The organism is Streptomyces sp. NPDC033131 (assembly GCF_055578365.1).
Genome location: NZ_JBVIPA010000016.1, coordinates 118403 through 136417, shown reverse-complemented (window position 1 = coordinate 136417; position 18015 = coordinate 118403). Strand labels below are relative to the sequence as shown.

16 protein-coding genes and 1 pseudogene are annotated in these 18015 nt (G+C 72.3%); 6 read left to right on the top strand and 11 right to left on the bottom strand.

Going from position 1 to position 18015, the window contains the following annotated elements:
- Positions 1–15: 15 nt before the first annotated feature.
- Positions 16–2814, bottom strand: coding sequence for a penicillin acylase family protein (locus tag ACZ5XS_RS21825; RefSeq protein ID WP_468653694.1), 2799 nt, complete (start codon positions 2812–2814; stop codon positions 16–18).
- A 220-nt stretch (positions 2815–3034) separates the two neighbouring features.
- Here ACZ5XS_RS21825 and ACZ5XS_RS21820 point away from each other — a divergent pair, with 220 nt between their 5' ends.
- Complete coding sequence (locus tag ACZ5XS_RS21820; RefSeq protein WP_468653692.1) at positions 3035–3637, top strand: hypothetical protein; 603 nt, start codon at positions 3035–3037, stop codon at positions 3635–3637.
- 103 nt (positions 3638–3740) lie between these two features.
- Complete coding sequence (locus ACZ5XS_RS21815; protein ID WP_468653690.1) at positions 3741–4469, top strand: 3-keto-5-aminohexanoate cleavage protein; 729 nt, start codon at positions 3741–3743, stop codon at positions 4467–4469.
- Between the two features lie 237 nt (positions 4470–4706).
- Here ACZ5XS_RS21815 and soxR read toward each other — a convergent pair whose 3' ends face one another.
- Positions 4707–5180, bottom strand: a complete 474-nt coding sequence (soxR, locus tag ACZ5XS_RS21810; RefSeq protein ID WP_468653688.1) for a redox-sensitive transcriptional activator SoxR — start codon at positions 5178–5180, stop codon at positions 4707–4709.
- Between the two features lie 104 nt (positions 5181–5284).
- Here soxR and ACZ5XS_RS21805 point away from each other — a divergent pair, with 104 nt between their 5' ends.
- A complete protein-coding gene (locus ACZ5XS_RS21805; RefSeq protein ID WP_217238862.1) occupies positions 5285–5746 on the top strand; it encodes a MaoC family dehydratase in 462 nt (153 codons plus the stop codon).
- A gap of 27 nt (positions 5747–5773) precedes the next feature.
- Here the strand turns inward: ACZ5XS_RS21805 and ACZ5XS_RS21800 are convergent, their stop codons facing one another.
- The 3 genes from ACZ5XS_RS21800 to ACZ5XS_RS21790 form a co-directional block, all read right to left on the bottom strand.
- The gene (locus tag ACZ5XS_RS21800; protein WP_468653686.1) at positions 5774–6397 is read right to left on the bottom strand and encodes a TetR/AcrR family transcriptional regulator; all 624 of its coding nucleotides are present in this window, start codon (positions 6395–6397) and stop codon (positions 5774–5776) included.
- A 91-nt stretch (positions 6398–6488) separates the two neighbouring features.
- Positions 6489–6734: a YiaA/YiaB family inner membrane protein gene (locus ACZ5XS_RS21795; RefSeq protein ID WP_468653684.1), complete on the bottom strand. Its 246-nt coding sequence runs from the start codon at positions 6732–6734 to the stop codon at positions 6489–6491.
- A 70-nt stretch (positions 6735–6804) separates the two neighbouring features.
- Positions 6805–7956 (bottom strand): acyl-CoA dehydrogenase family protein, encoded by a 1152-nt coding sequence (locus tag ACZ5XS_RS21790; protein ID WP_468653682.1) that lies wholly within the window; start codon positions 7954–7956, stop codon positions 6805–6807.
- A 98-nt stretch (positions 7957–8054) separates the two neighbouring features.
- Here ACZ5XS_RS21790 and ACZ5XS_RS21785 point away from each other — a divergent pair, with 98 nt between their 5' ends.
- The 3 genes from ACZ5XS_RS21785 (at position 8055) to ACZ5XS_RS21775 (ending at position 10526) form a co-directional block, all read left to right on the top strand.
- Positions 8055–8696 (top strand): TetR/AcrR family transcriptional regulator, encoded by a 642-nt coding sequence (locus ACZ5XS_RS21785; protein WP_217238858.1) that lies wholly within the window; start codon positions 8055–8057, stop codon positions 8694–8696.
- A 46-nt stretch (positions 8697–8742) separates the two neighbouring features.
- A complete protein-coding gene (locus ACZ5XS_RS21780) occupies positions 8743–9456 on the top strand; it encodes an ArsR/SmtB family transcription factor (protein ID WP_468653680.1) in 714 nt (237 codons plus the stop codon).
- A gap of 110 nt (positions 9457–9566) precedes the next feature.
- Positions 9567–10526, top strand: a complete 960-nt coding sequence (locus tag ACZ5XS_RS21775; protein ID WP_468653678.1) for a DMT family transporter — start codon at positions 9567–9569, stop codon at positions 10524–10526.
- Here ACZ5XS_RS21775 and ACZ5XS_RS21770 read toward each other — a convergent pair.
- The 6 genes and pseudogenes from ACZ5XS_RS21770 to ACZ5XS_RS21745 form a co-directional block, all read right to left on the bottom strand.
- Positions 10518–11841, bottom strand: a pseudogene (locus ACZ5XS_RS21770) (MFS transporter). The gene ACZ5XS_RS21775 and the pseudogene ACZ5XS_RS21770 sit on opposite strands and share 9 nt — an antisense overlap.
- A 205-nt stretch (positions 11842–12046) precedes the next feature.
- On the bottom strand, positions 12047–13129 hold the full coding sequence (locus ACZ5XS_RS21765; protein ID WP_468653676.1) for a Zn-dependent alcohol dehydrogenase: 1083 nt from the start codon (positions 13127–13129) through the stop codon (positions 12047–12049).
- Positions 13130–13140: 11 nt separating this feature from the next.
- Complete coding sequence (locus ACZ5XS_RS21760) at positions 13141–14529, bottom strand: aldehyde dehydrogenase family protein (protein WP_468653674.1); 1389 nt, start codon at positions 14527–14529, stop codon at positions 13141–13143.
- Between the two features lie 279 nt (positions 14530–14808).
- On the bottom strand, positions 14809–16146 hold the full coding sequence (locus tag ACZ5XS_RS21755) for an ABC transporter ATP-binding protein (protein WP_468653672.1): 1338 nt from the start codon (positions 16144–16146) through the stop codon (positions 14809–14811).
- Between the two features lie 175 nt (positions 16147–16321).
- On the bottom strand, positions 16322–17395 hold the full coding sequence (locus tag ACZ5XS_RS21750; protein WP_468653670.1) for a class F sortase: 1074 nt from the start codon (positions 17393–17395) through the stop codon (positions 16322–16324).
- Positions 17382–17996, bottom strand: a complete 615-nt coding sequence (locus ACZ5XS_RS21745; RefSeq protein WP_468653668.1) for a hypothetical protein — start codon at positions 17994–17996, stop codon at positions 17382–17384. Before ACZ5XS_RS21745 ends, ACZ5XS_RS21750 begins: the two co-directional genes overlap by 14 nt.
- Positions 17997–18015 lie beyond the last annotated feature (19 nt).

The window sequence follows — 18015 nt, the reverse complement described above, 5'->3', positions numbered from 1 at the left end:
GCCGCCGTCCGTGGCCTACCGGTGTGACGTGAACTCCACGACCTGCTGGAACGTCGGCCGGTTCTGCCAGCTGATGTTGCCGTGCCTGATGCCGCCCAGCGTGCGCTGGACGATCGAGTCGGCGCACCACTGGTCGCCCGCCGAGCACAGGCCGTCACCGGGGTAGACCTGGGCCGCCGTCTTGCCGGCCGCCTCCTTCAGGGTGCTGACGAGGGCGTCCCGGCAGGCGGTGAGGCTGCCGCCGCCGCAGTACTTGTCCGCGAGCGGTCCCTGGACCGGCTCGCCCAGCACGGCCCTGATGTCCTTGTCGACGTAACTCCACCAGCCGTACTGGAAGGAGCTTCCGGCGTGCGCGCCGGTCGGGCCGTGGGCGGCCGACGGGGTCTCGTCGACGGGCAGGTTGCGGGTGAAGGCCGTGTACAGGTCGCTGCCGAGGCCCGGTTGGAACTCGGCCTTCACCAGCAGCGGCCACCACGCGTCCAGGATGCGGATCGCGTCGGCGTCGGCGTACTTCTTCGAACCGGCCGTCGTCTCGGTCCGCCTGGCGCCCGCGGTCAGCCACGCCTGGAGTCTGCTCACCGCCGCCGCGGCCGCCGAGTCGGTCACCGGCGAGCTGTTGACCACCTTCAGGAGGTCCGGCAGCACGTCCTGTGCCCTGAGGTCGGCCAGCCCGGCGTCGGCCATGGCCTTCACCAGCGAGGACCGGGTGACCCCGCCCGCGGCGACCAGCTTCTTCACCCGGTCGTCGAGGAGGTTGCCGCGGTGGACCGAGCCGTCGCCCCAGGAGGCGGTCGTGTAGTCCTTGGCCTGCTTGTTGTTCCAGGAGACGTAGTAGTCCTGGTCGATCGAGTTCGGGTGGGCCGAGGCCGGCGTGTACTGGGCGGTGTTCGTCGTCGGGTCCCAGTTACGCCACTCGTACGCCGGCCGCGCCCACACCGGGAACTCCGCGTCGACGCCGGCCGCGCGCACCGGGTTGTCGCCGCTGTTGTAGTACGCGGTGTGCTCGGAGTCGGCGTAGAACCAGTTGAACGTGTAGTTGACGTGCTGCACCGCGGACTGGAAGGTCTGCGGGCTGTTGACGTAGTCCGGGTCGTTCAGCATCTGGAAGCCGATGATCGAGTCGGCCTCGTGCATGAAGGAGGAGCGCAGGGTGGTGTAGGCGACCTTCTTGCCGCCGACCGTCGCGCGGTACTCCACGGGGCCGTACTTCGTACGCCACACCCGCATCGTGTACGAGCCGGCCGCGGTGCCGTCGGCCGTGGTCGGGGTCCAGGCGTTCTTCTGCTCGATCTTCTCCATCGCCGTGCAGGTGCCGCGGTACAGGTAGTGATGGTCGTCCTGGCACAGCTCCACGGCGTACGAGTCGATGATGTCCTGGCCGGAGGTGGTGGCACTCCACGCGTAGTCCTGGCCGCGGCCGAGTTCGACGTACATGCTCAGGCCGGCGAAGGAGGCGCCGCGGGCGCTGAGGCCGGGGCCCTGGATCTCCTGGAGCATGAGCAGCTGCGGTGCGAAGTAGCCGGTCTGCGGGCCGAACACGGCGACCGGGTTGCCGCTCGCGGTGTGTTCGCCGCTCACCACGAGGGCGTTGGACATGCCTCGCCTGGCCGAGGTGACGGCGGTCTTCGCGGCCGTGGCGGAGACGCCGGTGGCGCTCGACGTGGCCGCGCTGCCGGTGCGGTCGTGGACCAGTTGCTCCTCGGTCACCGAGCCGGCGTCGGGCAGGGCCAGCCCTTGCGGGTCGGCGGGCTTGGTGGCGTAGGGGAAGCTGCCGTCGTGGAGGGTGAGGACCGCCTCGGGGTCGTTGCGCTCGCGGAAGGACTCCCAGACCCTGGTGCCCTCGGTCACCCCGTACTTCTGCTGCGCGGCGAGCAGGGACAGCGCGTTGTCGACCTCGCCGCCGCCTCCTGAGCCGAAGAGCGCGCCGATGACGGAGGCCAGCGCGACCAGGTCGGTGGGTTTGAAGTGGTCGATCGTGCCGGCGTTGGTGACGGAGTCCTTGTGGCCGGTCAGGACGTACTCGCCGGGGAAGGAGCGGCCCCTGTCGGAGGCGTCGATGTAGGCGTTGATGCCGGCGACGTAGGCGTTGACGTCGGCGAGGGCCTGCTGCCCGCGGGCGCCGTTCGTGGTGACCGCGTTGTCGATCTGGGCCTGGAGCTCGGCCTCGGTGTACGGGGCGGTGCGCCAGAACTGCTGCTCCAGGCCCTGGTTGGACGGGTCACCGCCCGCGAAGGAGGTGAGCTGACCGCGTCCGACGTGCCGGAAGACGTCCATGAGCCACAGCCGGTCCTCGGCCGCGGCATAGCCCGCTCCGAACTCCGTGCCGTATCTGGTGGTACCGGTGATGTGCGGTACGCCCGTCTTCTTGTCGCGGACGATCGTCACGTCGCCGCGACCGGCGGGCTTGACCGTGGAGGCGACCTGATCGGCCGAGACCCCGAAAGACGCGTCGTTGAAGAAGGAGTTGATCGTGGCATCGGTGAGCGAGGGATAGCCCTTCGCCAGGTTGGCGTACGGGCCGAGCTGGTCCCCGGCGTGGTCGGGCTGGGCGCCGAACGCCTGGTTGAGCAGGATCTGCGCGAGGGTGGCGTTGCCGTTCTGGCCCGGCGGCAGGATGTCGGAACACCGGCCCCCGCAGTGGTCGTTGGCCGCCGCCGCCCCCACCGCCTCGGACTTGGCCGCCGCGGCCGCCTGGGAAAGCGGTGACAAGAGACCGGCGATCAGGACGCATACCGTTGCGCTCTTCAGGAACCCGGTGAATCCGCCGGGAGTTCTCAGTGTGTCGAGGACGGTGCGTGAGGTGCGCCGTGGCATGGCAGCTCCTACCGACGGGGATGGGCCGGACGTTACCGCCGGTATCCCCGGGATTGAAGGTGAACATGCGTCACTTATCAGAGTCGGCGACATCGCTTATGGGAGTCATCGGAAATCGGATGGAGCCAAATCGCTTGTCGATACGTCTATTCGGCGACGTCCGAACGACGACGCCGAAGTGACCGAAGTACAGCTACAGGTGTGACGGAGGTGCAGGGCGATGGCCGGTTTCCGGAGTCTGGCGAGACAGGTGCGCGATCCGCGGTGCGATCTGGCGCTCCGGCGTTATTCGCTGCGCAAGTGCCTTGAACGGTTCGCTCCTTACGGACACAGGGCGACCTGGGACCACTTGTGCTCCCGGGCCGGGTTCGGCCCCGAGGACCGGTCCCCCGACCCAGCGCGGCTCGTGGCCGCACTGGAGGAGTTGGAAGAGGCGCGTTCGGTCTGGCTGGCCTACGAGGTCGGGTTCGCCGAGCGACGCAAGAAGGAAAAGCACGACGGGCTGCGCAGGCCCGGCAGCGTGGACGACTGGCACCGGCTGACCTGGGGCGGCTTCGGAGTCGCCTGGTGCGACGACCCGCGCGTCCATCCGCACGAGCCGCTGGCGGAAGTGCTGCGCCGGCTGATCTCCGCGCTGGAGCGGGAGCCGGGCGCCGAGTGCCCGGTGTGCGGCGCGGAACGCCTCGTCTGGAAGTACGAACTGGACCACGAACCCTCCACCGGTCCGGTCTGCACGGACTGCGGAATTCTCGTACCGCGGCCCGTTCTCACACCCGAGGCCCTGGCGGACGCCAGGCGCGGACGGCTGCTTGTGTCGGCCTGACCGAACCGACCGAACCGAACCGAACCCAGGAACCGTGCGTGCGGGGGTGCGCCGGGGATGCCGCACCCCCTGTTTTGTCAGAGGTGCCTGGCACCATCGAGGCATGGTGCAGGTGTGTCTCAACGGGCCCCGAGGGGCCGCCGACGGTGCGATGGTGCCGCTCACACCGCAGGCGTCGGCCGAGTCCGCGGCCGAAGCCGTCGCGGCCGGGGCCACGGACGTCCATGTCCACCCCAAGACGCCGTGCGGTCAGGACAGTCTGTCGCCGCGGGTGGTGGCGGCGACGCTCGAGGCGATACGCGCGCGGGTGCCGGTGCCGGTCGGTGTGACCACGGGCGCCTGGACCGAGCCGGATCCGGCGGCCCGCCTGGAGCGCGTCCGGAGCTGGACCGTGCTGCCGGACCACGCCTCGGTCAACTGGCACGAGCCGGGCGCCGAGGAGGTCGCCGCCGCCCTGATCGGCCTCGGGGTGGGCGTGGAGGCCGGCATCTGGTCGGGTACGGACGCGGCGGCGAGGTTCGCCGTCTCGCCGCTCGGCCCGAAAGTGCTGCGGGTCCTCGCGGAGGTGACGGACCCGGCAGCCGAGACGGCCGAGGACACCGCACGTGCGCTGCTGGCCGACCTGGGCACCGCACACGGCCGCCCGGTGCTGCTGCACGGTGAGGACGCCGGCGCGTGGCCGGTGCTGCGGCTGGCCGGGCGGCTGGGACTGGCGACCCGAGTGGGCCTGGAGGACACCCTGCTCATGCCCGACGGACAACGGGCCTTGTCGAACGCCCGGTTGGTGGCGGAGGGGCTGGCCCAGTACGCGTGGGCCCAGCGCTCCTCGTAGCGGGAACGGGGCCGGCGGCCAGGGCCTTTCCGGCGGATCATGCCGCGGAGGCGGGGCCTGGCATGCCGGTCTGCGGTGTTGTCGTCGGTTGCCGACTCCCCCACTCTCGACTTCGCCCGCGCGGGGGGCCCCATCGCGTCGACGCCCTCCTCCGCCGTGCAGCTCGACGCACCGGGCCCCGCTCACCTGCGTCGATGAGGCGCCGCGGATCTCCCGCGTCCTGATCCGCCGGAGGCCCTAGGCCGGCCCGTCGGTCCGTTGCTCCGCCATCAGCCTCGACCCGGTCAGCCGTTCACCGAAGACGTCGTCCGGGTTGGACAGGACGCACGTGTCCAGGGAGAGGCAGCCGCAGCCGATGCAGTCGGTGAGGTGGTCGCGCAGGCGGTTGAGCTGCTTGATGCGTTCGTCGAGCTCGGAGCGCCACGCCTCGGAGAGGTGCGCCCAGTCCTCGCGGGTGGGGGTGCGTTCCTCGGGGAGCTGGGCGAGGGCCTCTCGGATGGTGGCCAGCGGGATGCCGACGCGCTGGGCGGCGCGGACGAAGGCGACCCGCCGCAGGGCGTCCCGGGAGTAGCGGCGTTGGTTGCCCGTGGTGCGGCGGCTGCTGATCAGGCCCTTGGACTCGTAGAAGTGCAGGGCGGAGACGGCGGCGCCGCTGCGGGCGGCGAGCTGGCCGACCGTGAGCTCGTGGATCTTCTCGGGAATCTGGGGCACCCCTCGAAGCCTACCCACCCCCTCATCGCGCCGGTCCGTTGACATGGGGTGCGCGGCCGACCATGCTAAGCAGTCGCTTAGACATCACACGAGAGGCCCGGGACATGGCAGAGCCGAGGATCTTCACGTCCGTCGACGACCTGAAGGCGGCGGTGGGCGAGCAGCTGGGGCACACCGACTGGCTGGAGATCGACCAGAAGCGGATCGACCTGTTCGCGGAGGCGACCGGCGACCACCAGTGGATCCACGTCGATCCGGAGAAGGCGGCCGCGGGACCGTTCGGCACGACCATCGCGCACGGCTACCTCACGCTGTCACTGCTGCCCCTCTTCGGACCGCAGCTGATCAAGGTCGAGGGCGTGAAGATGGGCGTCAACTACGGGACGAACAAGGTGCGTTTCCCCGCCCCGGTCCCGGTCGGCTCCCGGCTGCGCTCCACCGCCACGATCACCGGCGTCGACGACGTCCCGGGCGGCGTCCAGGTGAGCGTCGCCTTCACCGTGGAGCGCGAGGGCGGCGACAAGCCGGTGTGCGTCGCGGAGTCCGTCTCGCGCTACTACGTCTAGTACGCCCGGTGCCCGGCCGGCGGACGGCTACTTCGCCCCCACCATCCGCAGCACGAGGTCGGCGTAGAGCTCGCCGACCTCGTCGGGCGTGCGGGAACCGTCGACGTTGAACCAGCGGGCCACGTCGACGCACAGGGAGAGCACGGCGAGCGTGGTCCCGCGCACGTCCAGGACGTCGAACTCGCCCGCCGCCACACCGTCCTCGATGATGCCGCGCACCTCGGCGTCGCACTGCCGGCGCAGGGCGAGGATCTCGGCGCGGGCGTCCGGGCCGAGGGAGTCGAGTTCGTACTGCACGACCCGCGCGGTGGTGCGGCCGCCCGCGTGCCAGCGGACGAAGGAGCTCACGGCGTCGGCGAGCCGCTCGGCCGCGCCGCCCCCGCCCCGGGCCGCCACCCGCAGGATGTCCACGGCCTTCTCGTGGCCGATCCTGCTGATGCGGTGGAGAAGCTCTTCCTTGGTCTTGTAGTGGATGTAGAGCGCGGCCGGGCTCATGCCGGCGCGGCCCGCGATGTCGCGGGTCGTCGTGGCGTGGTAGCCGCGCTCGGCGAAGGCCTCCACCGCGGCGACGAGCAGCCTCCGGGCCGCGTCGGGCGTGACCTCGCCCCACGCCGACGTCTCGCCGTCGGCCGTCTCCTCCGCCGTACTCATCACTGGCCCCTCTCCACTGGCACGACCCTCACCATACCGCCGAAGGTGAGCGAGCGCTTAGTGTGGCCGCTCAGCGCTGCGCGAAACGGGTTCAGCGCTTCTCGAAGGGGTGGTACGGCCCGCTCGCCGCGTCCTGGCGGTCCCGGATCACCTTGGAGAGGGTGAAGGTGGAGGTCACCAGGTACAGGACGGCGATCGCGAGGAAGCCGCGCACCCAGGCGTCGCCGTGGAGGTTGTAGATGCCGATGCCGGTGGCCGCCATGGCCACGGAGAAGGACGCGACGGCCTGTCCGTAGAAGGCGGCCGTGTTCTGCTGCTTGCCCTGTGAGTCGCTCATGGGGACAAGGATCGGCGGACGTGGCCCGTGCCACATCCGCCGACGTACTCAAAGACGTACTCAGAAGCCCTCAGAACGCCGAAACCCCCGTCAGCGCCCGCCCGATGACCAGTTTCTGGATCTGGCTGGTGCCCTCGTAGAGGGTCATCACGCGGGCGTCGCGCAGCAGTTTGCCCGCCGGGTACTCGTCGATGTAGCCGTAGCCGCCGAAGACCTGGAGGGCGTTGTTCGCGGCGCGCACGGCCGCCTCGGAGGCGAAGAGCTTGGCTTTGGAGGACTCGGTGGCGAAGGGCAGGCCGCGGTCGATCAGGTCGGCGACCCGCCAGGTCAGCAGACGGGCGGCGTCCACGTCGACGGCGATGTCGCTGATCAGTTCCTGGACGAGCTGGTGGTGGGCGATGGTCCTGCCGAACTGCTCGCGCTCGCCCGCGTACCGGACGGCCACGTCCAGCGCGGCCTGGGCTATGCCGACGCAGCCCGCGGCCACCGACATCCGCCCCTTGGCCAGGGCCGACATGGCGACCGAGAAGCCCTTGCCCTCGGGAGCCAGCAGCGCGGAAGCCGGGATGCGCACGTCCTCGAGGACCAGCTCCGCTGTCGCCTGGCCGCGCAGGCCGAGCTTGCCGTGGATGGTGCGGCGGGACAGGCCGGGGGTGTCGGCCGGGACGAGGAAGGCGGAGACGCCCTGGTGGCCGGGGGCGTCGGTGGAGCGGGCGAACAGGAGCACGACGTCGGCCCACGTGCCGTTCGTGATGAACATCTTGGTGCCGTTGATGACGTACTCGTCGCCGTCGCGCACCGCGCGCGTGGTGAGGTTGCCGGCGTCGGAGCCGGTGCCCGGCTCGGTCAGGCCGAAGCAGCCGACGTACGCGCCGGAGGTGAGGCCCGGCAGCCACCGCCGCTTGTGCTCCTCGCTCCCCCAGGCGGCGACGGTCTTGGCGACCAGGCCGAGCGAGACGGACACGATGCCGCGCACGGACGAGTCGCCGCGGCCGAGCTCCTCCGTGACCAGGCAGTACGCGAGATGGTCGCCGCCCGAGCCGCCGTACTCCTCGTCGATGGTCAGCCCCAGGAAGCCGACCTCGCCGAGCTTCTTGACGATCGACCGGTCGACCTCCTCGGCGCGGTCCCAGGCGATGACGTGGGGGGCGATCTCGCGGTCCACGAAGTCCTTGGCGAGCTGCCGTACGGCGGTCTGCTCCTCGCTGAGCTCCAGGTTCATGCCGAGTCACCCCACTGAGGACACAGATGACGGCCCGTGAGGACCGTACCTTTAAATTAGCACTGCTAGTTTCTTCTCGCAGCCCTACTATGTGCGCCATGGCCCGACCGCGCAAGCCCTTGCTGAGCACCGACCGGATCGTCGAGACCGCGCGGGTGCTCGTGGACGCGGAGGGCCTGGCGGCCGTCTCGACGCGCCGGCTCGCCGCCGAGCTGGGGGTCAGCGGGCCCTCGCTCTACAACCACTTCCGCACCAAGGACGAGATCCTGGAGGCGGTCGCCGACTCGGTGAGCGCGCAGGTCGACCTGTCGATGTTCGAGGACGGCCGGGACTGGCGGACCGCGCTGCACGACTGGGCGCTCTCCTACCGGGCGGCCCTGCGCGACCACCCGAACATCGTCCCGGTGCTGGCCCGCGGCCCCGGCCGGCGCCCGGCCGGACTCCGCCTCGCCGACGCCGTCTACGGCGCGATGGTCGCGGCCGACTGGCCGCCGGCGCAGGCCACCTCCATCGGCGCGCTGATGCGGTACTTCGTCATGGGCTCGGCGCTCGGTTCCTTCGCCGGCGGCTTCGTGGACGACGCGAGCGCGTACGACCCCGCCGACTACCCGCACCTGGGGCAGGCCCACCTCCTCGCCGAGCAGCAGGAGAAGATCGACGAGCGGGCCTTCGAGACCGGGCTGACGGCCCTGCTGGACGGGCTGGCCCTGCAGTACGAGCAGGTCAGGCGGGCGTCGTAGGACACTTCGGCGAGCGCCGAACCGTCCGTGTCCCATGCTGGGGAACATGACCTCGAAGGACCCGCGGGCGTCCCGGCTGGCCGCTCTCGCCGCTCTCGTCGCCGACGAGACCCGGGCCACGTGTCTGCTCGCCCTGCTGGACGGGCGGGCGTGGACCGCCGGTGAGCTGGCGCGGCACGCGGGCGTGGCCGCGTCGACACTGAGCGAACACCTGGGCAAGCTCGTCGCGGGCGGGCTGCTCACCGAGGAACGCCAGGGGCGGCACCGGTACGTACGGCTGGCCGACGCGCGGACCGCCCAGCTGGTGGAGGACTTCGCCGCGCAGGTGGCCCCGGGCGGTGCCGCCGTACGGCCACGGAACCTGCGCGAGGCCGCTGCCGGCTCGGCCATGGCCCGGGGCCGCACCTGCTACGACCATCTCGCCGGGCGGCTCGGCATCGCGGTCGCCGACGCCCTGACCGCGCGCGAACTGCTGCGTCAGGACGTGGGATTCGCGCTCACGGACACGGGCCTCGACTGGTTCGAGGCGGCCGGTATCCACCTCGACCGCACGAGCCGCCGTCCCCTCGCCCGCGCCTGCCTCGACTGGACCGAACGCCGCCCCCACCTCGCGGGCGTCGCGGGCGCGGCCCTGTGCCGGCATGCCCTGGACGCGGGCTGGTGCGTGCGCATCGGCTCCGAGCGCGCGGTGAAGGTGACGGCGACGGGTGAGCGGGCGCTGTCGGAACTGCTCGGTATCGAGGCGGGCGCGTTGCGCTGAGTCAATGCACTGAGTCAAGCGTTGCGCTGAGTCAGGCCGGGGTGGAGCGCTCAGCGTCATGCCCGAAATCCGCGAGACTCCTGACCCTGTCCCCTCCTAACCTCTGGAGCATGATGAACTCCTCCCCCTCCCGGCCGGGCCGCCGCGCGGAACTGCTCGCCGCCGGCGCCGCCACGGTCACCGTGGTGCTGTGGGCCTCCGCCTTCGTGTCGATCCGCAGTGCGGGGACCGCGTACTCGCCCGGTGCGCTGGCTCTCGGGCGGCTGTTGACGGGAGCCCTGACGCTGGGGGTGATCTGTCTCCTGCGGCGGGAGGGGCTGCCGCCGCGGGCGGCGTGGCGGGGGATCGCGATATCCGGGGTGCTGTGGTTCGGCTTCTACATGGTGGCCCTGAACTGGGGCGAGCAGCAGGTGGACGCCGGTACGGCCGCCCTGGTGGTGAACATCGGGCCGGTCCTCGTCGCGCTGCTCGGCGCGCGGCTGCTGGGGGACGTCATGCCGCCGCGGCTCCTCGTGGGGATGGCGGTGTCGTTCGCGGGCGCCGTGACGGTCGGGCTGTCGATGGCGGGCGAGGGCGGGTCCTCGGTGCTCGGCGTGGTGCTGTGTCTGCTCGCCGCGGTCGGCTACGCGACCGGTGTCGTGGCGCAGAAGCCCGCCCTCGGCCGGGCGAGCGTGTTGCAGGTGACGACGTTCGGATGTCTGGTCGGGGCCGTGGTGTGTCTGCCGTTCGCCGGTCAGCTCGTCCACGAGGCCGCCGGCGCGCCGGTCTCGGCGACCCTCAACATGGTCTACCTGGGCGTGTTCCCGACCGCGCTGGCCTTCACCACCTGGGCCTACGCCCTGGCCCGTACGACCGCCAGCCGGATGGGCGCGACCACCTACGCCGTGCCCGCCCTGGTCGTCCTGATGTCGTGGGTGGCGCTCGGCGAGGTGCCGGGGCCGCTCACGCTCGCGGGCGGTCTGCTGTGCCTGGCCGGGGTCGCGGTGTCCCGCTCGCGCACGCGGAAGGCCGCGGCTCCGGGAGCGGTACCGGAGCCGCGGCCCGAGAAGGCGTCCGGGCGGTCAGCGTGACCGGGCCCGGTCCGCGAGGACCTTGATGGAGAGCAGGGAGATCACCGCGAGGCCGATGATGTAGCCGGACACCGCCATCGAGGTGCCCGTGGCCTCCAGCAGCAGCACCATCAGGAAGGGCGCGAGGCCGCCGCCGAAGACGGCCGCGATCTGGTAGCCGAGGGAGGCGCCGGTGTAGCGCATCTCGGGGGTGAACAGCTCGGCGAACAGGGCGGCCTGAGGCCCGTACATGATGCTGAGGAAGCAGCTGGCGACGAAGGTGCCGACCGCGAGCCACAGCAGCGAACCGGTGTCGATCAGCAGGAACATCGGTACGGCCCACAGCGCGATGCCGGCGGCGCCGAAGGCGTAGATCCGGATGCGGCCGACGCGGTCGGAGAGCGCGGCGGAGACCGGGATCAGCACGAGCTGGGTGAGGCTGACGCAGAGCGAGACGGTGAGCACCGCGCCACGCTTCATGTCGAGCTCGCGGGTCGTGTAGTCGAGGACGCCGGTGATGAGGATGTAGAAGGTCGCGGTGTTCACGGCGAAGGAGCCGCCGGCCAGGAGCACCGTGCCGAGGTGGTCGCGCAGGATCGTGCGCAGCGGGGAGCTCTGCTGGGACTTCTCCTGCTCGGCGAGCGCCTTCTCGGCCTCCCGGAACTCGGGAGTCTCCTCGACCTTGGTGTGGATGTACCAGGCGAGGACGAGCACGAACAGGCCGATGAGGAACGGGACCCGCCAGGCCCACGCGGCGAACTCGCTGTCCGTGGTGAACGCGCCGGCCAGCAGGAAGACCGAGTTGGCCGTCACCACGCCGATGGGCACGCCGAGCTGGACGACGCTGCCGTAGACACCGCGCTTGCCCTCGGGGGCGTACTCGGTGGCCAGCAGCATGGCGCCGCCCCACTGCGCGCCGACCGGCGACGCCCTGGACGACGCGCAGGGCGACCAGCAGGACCGGGGCGGCGACGCCGATCGTGTCGTACGTCGGGAGCAGGCCGATGCCCGTGGTGGCCAGGCCCATCAGCGTGAGGGCGAGGACCAGCATCGGCTTGCGGCCGCGCTTGTCGCCGAGGTGTCCGGCGACGATGCCGCCGAGCGGGCGGGCGAGGAACCCGACGGCGAAGGTGGCGAAGGCGGCGAGTACGCCGGCGGTGGAACTGCCCGCCGGGAAGTAGAGATCGCCGAGCACGAGGGCGGCGGCGATGCCGAAGACGAAGTAGTCGTACCACTCGACGGCGGAGGCGAGCGCCGCCGCGGTGGCCACGCGGCGCCGGTTGCCGACGGCGGTGGCGGTGGGGGTGAGCGGCTGGGCGGAAGGTGCCGTGTCCATGCGTGCACACTCCGATGGGTGCGGGGACGGAACAGGGGGACGGAACAGGGGGTGGCCCGGGTTCCGGGGAACGTACTGACCGGACGGTATGTACGTCAACGGGTCGCACACCGGGAGTTTTACCTGTACGTGGCACGGGGAACGGGTGCGGGCATGCCGCGTGCCCCGGTCCCGCACGGAGGCCGGGGCACGCGCGGGGCAGGCGCTAGAAGACGACCAGTGCCCTGCCGCCCTTGCCGGCCAGCATGTTCTCGAAGGCCGCCGGAATGCCCTCCAGGCCGATGCGTTCCGTCACCAGCGCGCCCAGGTCCAGGCGGCCCGCCCGCACGTGTTGGGCGAGGACCGGCAGGTCCCGCGCCGGGTCGGAGTTGCCGTAGACGCAGCCCGCCAGGGTCCGGCCCCAGTGGAAGAGCTCCAGGGCGTTGAAGGCGACCTGCTGATCCTTGCCGCCGATGCCGACGACCGTCGTACGGCCGCCGCGGCGGGTGGAGTCCCAGGCCGTGCGGATGGTGGCCGCGCGGCCGACGCACTCCACGGCCACGTCGACGCCCTGCCTGCCGGTGAGGGCGCGGATCTCGCGGGCGGTGGTGTCGGAGGCCACCACGTAGTCGGTGGCGCCGGCGCCGCGCGCCAGCTCCTCCTTCGCCGGGGAGACGTCGACCGCGACGATCCTGGACGCGCCCGCGATCCGGGCCGCCTGGAGCGCGGCGAGGCCCACTCCCCCGACGCCGTACACCGCGACCGTCTCCCCCTGGCGGACCCGGGCCGAGTGGTGGACGGCGCCGTAGCCGGTGAGGACCGCGCAGCCGAGGAGGGCCGCGTCGGTGAGGGGGACGCCGTCCGGGGCCGGCAGGACGCAGTTCGCGGAGACGACCGTCTCCTCGGCGAACGCGGCCACGTTCAGGCCGGGGTGGAGGTCGGTGCCGTCGGACGCCCGTTGCGCGTACACGTCGGCGGCGCCGTTCAGGGCGTTGGCGCACAGCCAGACCTCGCCGAGCGAGCAGGCGTGGCAGCCGCCGCAGGACGGGGCCCAGTTGAGGACCACCTCGGCGCCGGGCGCGAGGTGCGTGACCCCTTCGCCGACGGCGACGACCGTGCCGGCGCCCTCGTGGCCGAGGACGGCGGGGACGGGCACGCGCATGGTGCCGTCGGACAGGGACAGGTCGGAGTGGCAGACTCCGGCGGCGGCGAGCCGGACGCGGACCTGGCCGGGGCCGGGGTCCGGCAGGTCGATCTCGGCGATCTCCAGCGGAGCGCCCACGGCGGGAAGTACGGCGGCACGAACCACGGGAACGCTCCTCAGAACTGCAGGGACTTGGTCTGGAGGTACTCGGTGAGACCGTGCGCGCCGAGTTCGCGGCCGACACCCGACTGCTTGTAACCGCCGAAGGGGGCGAGGGGGTTGAAGCGCCCGCCGTTGATGTCGACCTGCCCGGTCTCCAGGCGGCGCGCGAAGGCCACCGCCTCCTCCTCGTCGCCGGCCCAGACGGCGCCCGCGAGGCCGTAGACGGTGCCGTTGGCGATGCGCAGGGCGTCCTCCTCGTCCTCGTAGGGGAGGATCGACAGGACCGGGCCGAAGATCTCCTCCTGGGCGATGGTCATGTCCGGGGTGACGTCCGCGAAGACGGTCGGGCTGACGAAGTAGCCCTGTTCGCGCGGGGCTTCGGGACCGCCCGCGGCCAGGCGGGCCCCCTCGGCCACCCCCTTCTCGATGTAACCGCGCACCCGCGCCTGCTGCTTGGCGTTGACGACCGGACCGATGCGGTCGCCGTACTTCGCGGCGGCGGTGGCGGCCAGCTCGACGGCTTCGTCGTACCGCTCCCGGTGCACGAGCATCCGCGTCCAGGCACTGCACGTCTGCCCCGAGTTGGACATGACGTTGGCGACGCCGACGTTGACCGCCTTGGCCAGGTCGGCGCTCGGCAGGATGACGTTGGCGGACTTGCCGCCCAGTTCGAGGGCGACCTTCTTGACGGCGGCACCGGCGGTCGCGCCGATCCGCCGGCCGACGGCCGTGGAGCCGGTGAAGGAGACCAGGTCGACGTCCGGATGCTCGGCCAGGGCCTGTCCGGCGACCGGACCGAGCCCGGTGACCAGGTTGAAGACGCCGGCCGGGACACCTGCCTCGTGGACCGCCTCGGCGAACAGCTGGGCGACGAGCGGGGTGTCCTCTGCGGGCTTCAGGACCACCGTGCAACCCGCGGCCAGCGCCGGGGCGACCTTGGCGACGATCTGGTGCAGCGGGTAGTTCCAGGGCGTGATCGCGCCGACCACGCCGACGGGCTCGTGGTGGACGGTCGAGTTGCCGACCTTCTCCTCGAAGACGTGCGTCGCCGCCAGCTCGGCGTAGGAGCCGGCGACGGCGATCGGGACGGCCGCGTGGACGTTCTGCGAGAACTTCAGGGGCGAGCCCAGCTCGGCGGTGACCGTCTCGGCGATCTCCTCCTTGCGGGCCGCGAGCACGTCCCGGAGGGCGGCCAGGCGCGCGGCCCGCTCGGCGGGGGCGGTCGCGGCCCAGGCCGGGAGGGCGGCTCGGGCGGCCCGTACGGCGGCGTCGACGTCCTCCGCGGTACCGGCCGGGACCCGGCCGACGACCTGCTCGTCGGCCGGGTTCACGACCTCGATCGACTCCGGGCCGGCGGCGGGGCGCCACTGACCGTCGATGTACATGCCGTCGTGTGCCTTCATGGTGCGTCCTCCCGGGCGGGGCTGCGTCGTCCACCTCATAAACTAGCGGCGTTAGTTTTTATGCGCCAGGCTCCCGCCCCCGCCGCCCCTTCCCGTCCCGTCCCTGGGGGCTGCGCCCCCAGACCCCGCTTTTCGGCCTGAACGGCCTCGTCCTCAAACGCCGGACGGGCTGAAATTCAGCCCCTCCGGCGTTTGAGGAGCGGGGTCTGGGGCGGAGCCCCAGAAGGACGGGAACGGGAAGGGGCGGCGGGGGCGAAAACCCCCTGGGAGCCGAGGGCGTCACTCGTCCAGGTCCGGCAGCCGTGCCGGCGCCGGGCAGATGCGTTCGCCGTGCTGGTCGAAGACGAACAGGTGGGCGATGTCGACGAGGAGCGGGACGTGCATCCCGCGGCGGAGGTCGAGGTCGGGGGTGGTGCGGACGACGAGGTCGCCGGGGAGGCGGGCTTCGGCCGGGGCGGCTTCGGGGGTGGGGTCGGCCGGGTCGTCCAGGACCACCACCGGGCCGGCCCGCAACGCACCCGCCCGGTCCCGGAAGCGGTCCAGGACCGTGCCCTCGCGGCGGCGGCGCCGGTTCGGGCGGGTGGTGGGGCGCGGGGCCTCCAGGTCCGGGACGACGGCGGGGCGGGAGCCGGTGTCGAAGTGGACCAGGATCTCGTGGCCCTGGAACTCCACGTGCTCCACCAGCCCGCTGATCGCCACCTCGCCGGGCCGGGCGGCGGCCGGTTTGGCGATGCGGACGGCCTCCGAGCGCAGTCCGACGATGACCTCGCGGCCCTGCTGGACGCGGAGCAACTGGTGGTCCAGGGAGAGAGGTTCGGGCAGCCGCAGGTACTGCTTGCCGAGGCTGATGGTCATCGCGCCGTCCAGCGGGGCGCGGACGATGCCCCGCAGAAGGTTGATGCGCGGGGTGCCGATGAAGGCGGCGACGAAGACGTTGCGGGGCAGTGCGTACACCGTGCGCGGGGTGTCCAGCTGCTGGAGCACGCCGCCGCGCAGGACGGCGACCCGGTCGCCGAGCGACATGGCCTCGGCCTGGTCGTGGGTGACGTACACCGTGGTGACACCCAGCTGCCGGGTGAGTGCGGCGATCTCGGCGCGCAGGTGGTTGCGGAGCTTGGCGTCCAGGTTGGACAGCGGTTCGTCCATCAGGAAGGCCGAGGGATGCCGGGCGATCGCCCGGCCCATGGCGACGCGCTGGCGTTCACCGCCGGAGAGCTGGCCGGGGAGGCGGTCGAGAAGGTCCTCGATGCCCAGCATGCGGGCGGTGGCGTCCACGCGCGGGGCCGGATCCTCGCCCGGCGCCTCGATGCGCAGCGGGAAGCCGATGTTGCCGCGGCTCGTCATGTTCGGGTAGAGGGCGAAGTTCTGGAACACCATCGCCATGTCCCGCTCGGAGGGGATCAGGTCGTTGGCGTACTCGCCGTCGAGCAGCAACTGCCCCTCGGTGATCTCCTCCAGGCCGGCGATCATTCTGAGCACCGTGGACTTGCCGCAGCCGGAGGGGCCGAGCAGCACGAGGAACTCGCCGGGCGCGATGTCCAGCGACAGCCGGTCCACCACGCGGACGTCTCGCGTATAGGTCTTGCTCACGTCGTGCAGAGAGATGGCGCGTGTCATGGCAGGTGCCCCCGAGGGCTCACTGAGCGAACGCTGGTGCTCCGCGGTCGGACGCCACGTGCGGGTCGTACGGGGCGTGTGGGTCACGGAAGCTAACGGATTGTGTGCGCCCGGGGAAGGCACTTGGCGGGATCGGGATGCCCGGTCCATCTGGTGAGAAAGCGGACGGCCGGGTTCAGCGGCTGCGAGCGGGCCGGTCCGGTTCGCGGATCTTGACGAGGTGGGCGAAGACGACGACGTTGCCCGAGTAGCCGGACCTGCGGTCGTAGCTGCCCCCGCAGGTGATCAGCCGCAGCTCGGGGCGGCCGCGGGCGCCGTACACCTCCCGGTCGGGGAAGTCCGCCTTCTCGTACTTCTTGATGGCGTCGACGGTGTAGACGGCGGTCCGGCCGTCGGCACGCCGGGCCTCGATCAGGCGACCGGTCTTCAGTTCGGTGAGGCCCGCGAAGACGGCACGGCCGGTGTCCGTGTCGAGGTGGCCGACGGCCACGGCGGTCCCCTGCTCACCGGGCGACGGCCCGCCGTCGTACCAGCCGACCAGGTTCGGGTCGTCGTCCGGGGGCGCGGGCAGGCGCCGCTCACGGTCGAGACGGAGCGCCATGACCGGGGCGTCGACGTCCAGGTAGGGGATGGCCAGCCGGGTCGCACGGGACCGGGACAGGAGGCGGTACGGCGGCGGAGCCGGGGCACGGCGGGCGTCGGCCCTGGGCCGCGGTGCCACGCCCGCGCCGGTGCGGGCGCCGGGTGGCTGCCGTCTGCCCGGGTCGGTGCGCGTGCCGGGCGGCTGCGGCCTGCCCGTGTGTGCGCCGGCCCTCGCCTCCGGACGCGGCCGTTGTGCCGCGCCCGCCGGGGCACCACGGGGCCGGGGCGGCTCGCGCCGGGCGCCGTCCGCGTCCACGCGGGTGCCGGAGGGCTGACCGGGTCCGCCTGCCCGGGGGCGGGCCCGCGGCCCTGTCGGCTCCGCCTCGCCGGTGTCGGCGCCGATGCGGGTCCCGCCCCGACCGGGCGGGGGTCCGTGCAGTCCGGTGCCGGTGGGCAGCCGCTCCTGTTGCGCCGCCCGCGCGTCGACCCGGGCCCCCGGCGGCCCCGGGGTGTCCGGCGGGGCGACGGCCGCCGCCCCGCCGGGCTCCTCGTCCTGGGCGCACCAGACGCCGCCCGCCACCAGGGAGACGGTCAGTACGACCGTCCTGGCCAGGCGGTAGGCGCGTGTGCGGTACCAGCGCCTGCGAGGACGCCTACGCCGCGCCATGCGGGCGACGCCGGAGCCGGAACCAGACCGTCCCGGTCACCGCGGCAAGGCCGACGACGGCGGCACCGGCGACCGGCGTGAAGGCCTCACCGCGGGCGAGTCCGCCACCGCCGGCGGGCGGACCTCCGTTGGGGCCGGGAGACGCGCTCGGCTGCACCGTGCAGTCGACCTTGAACACCTTCTGCTTGCCCGTGCCGTTGCCGCCCCTGATCGTCCAGACGAGCTTGTACTGGCCGTCGGGCAGCACCATGTCCTCACTGTGGCCGGAGCCGCCGATGAGCGTGATGGCCCCACGGCGTTCCGCGCCGCCCGCCACCGGCGGCTGCGTCTGGATGGTCCAGTCGACGGCCTGGATCGTGTCGAACTGGGCGGCGTCGATGTAGAACTTGCAGACCTTCGGCTCGTCCCGCGGGTCGCCGAAGGGTGTGCGCTCGACACCGTCGTACGGTGCCGAGTGGATCTTGACGGTGCCGTTGTCCCCGGGCGCCATCGGCACGGCACCCGCCGTCGGCGCCCCCGTCAGGGGGGTCACCGCGGCGGTGAGCGCCGCGAGAGCGGCGGTGCGCGCTCCGGCGCGGCGCAGAAGAGGCGTCGTGGGCATGCAGATTCCTCCGAGTCAG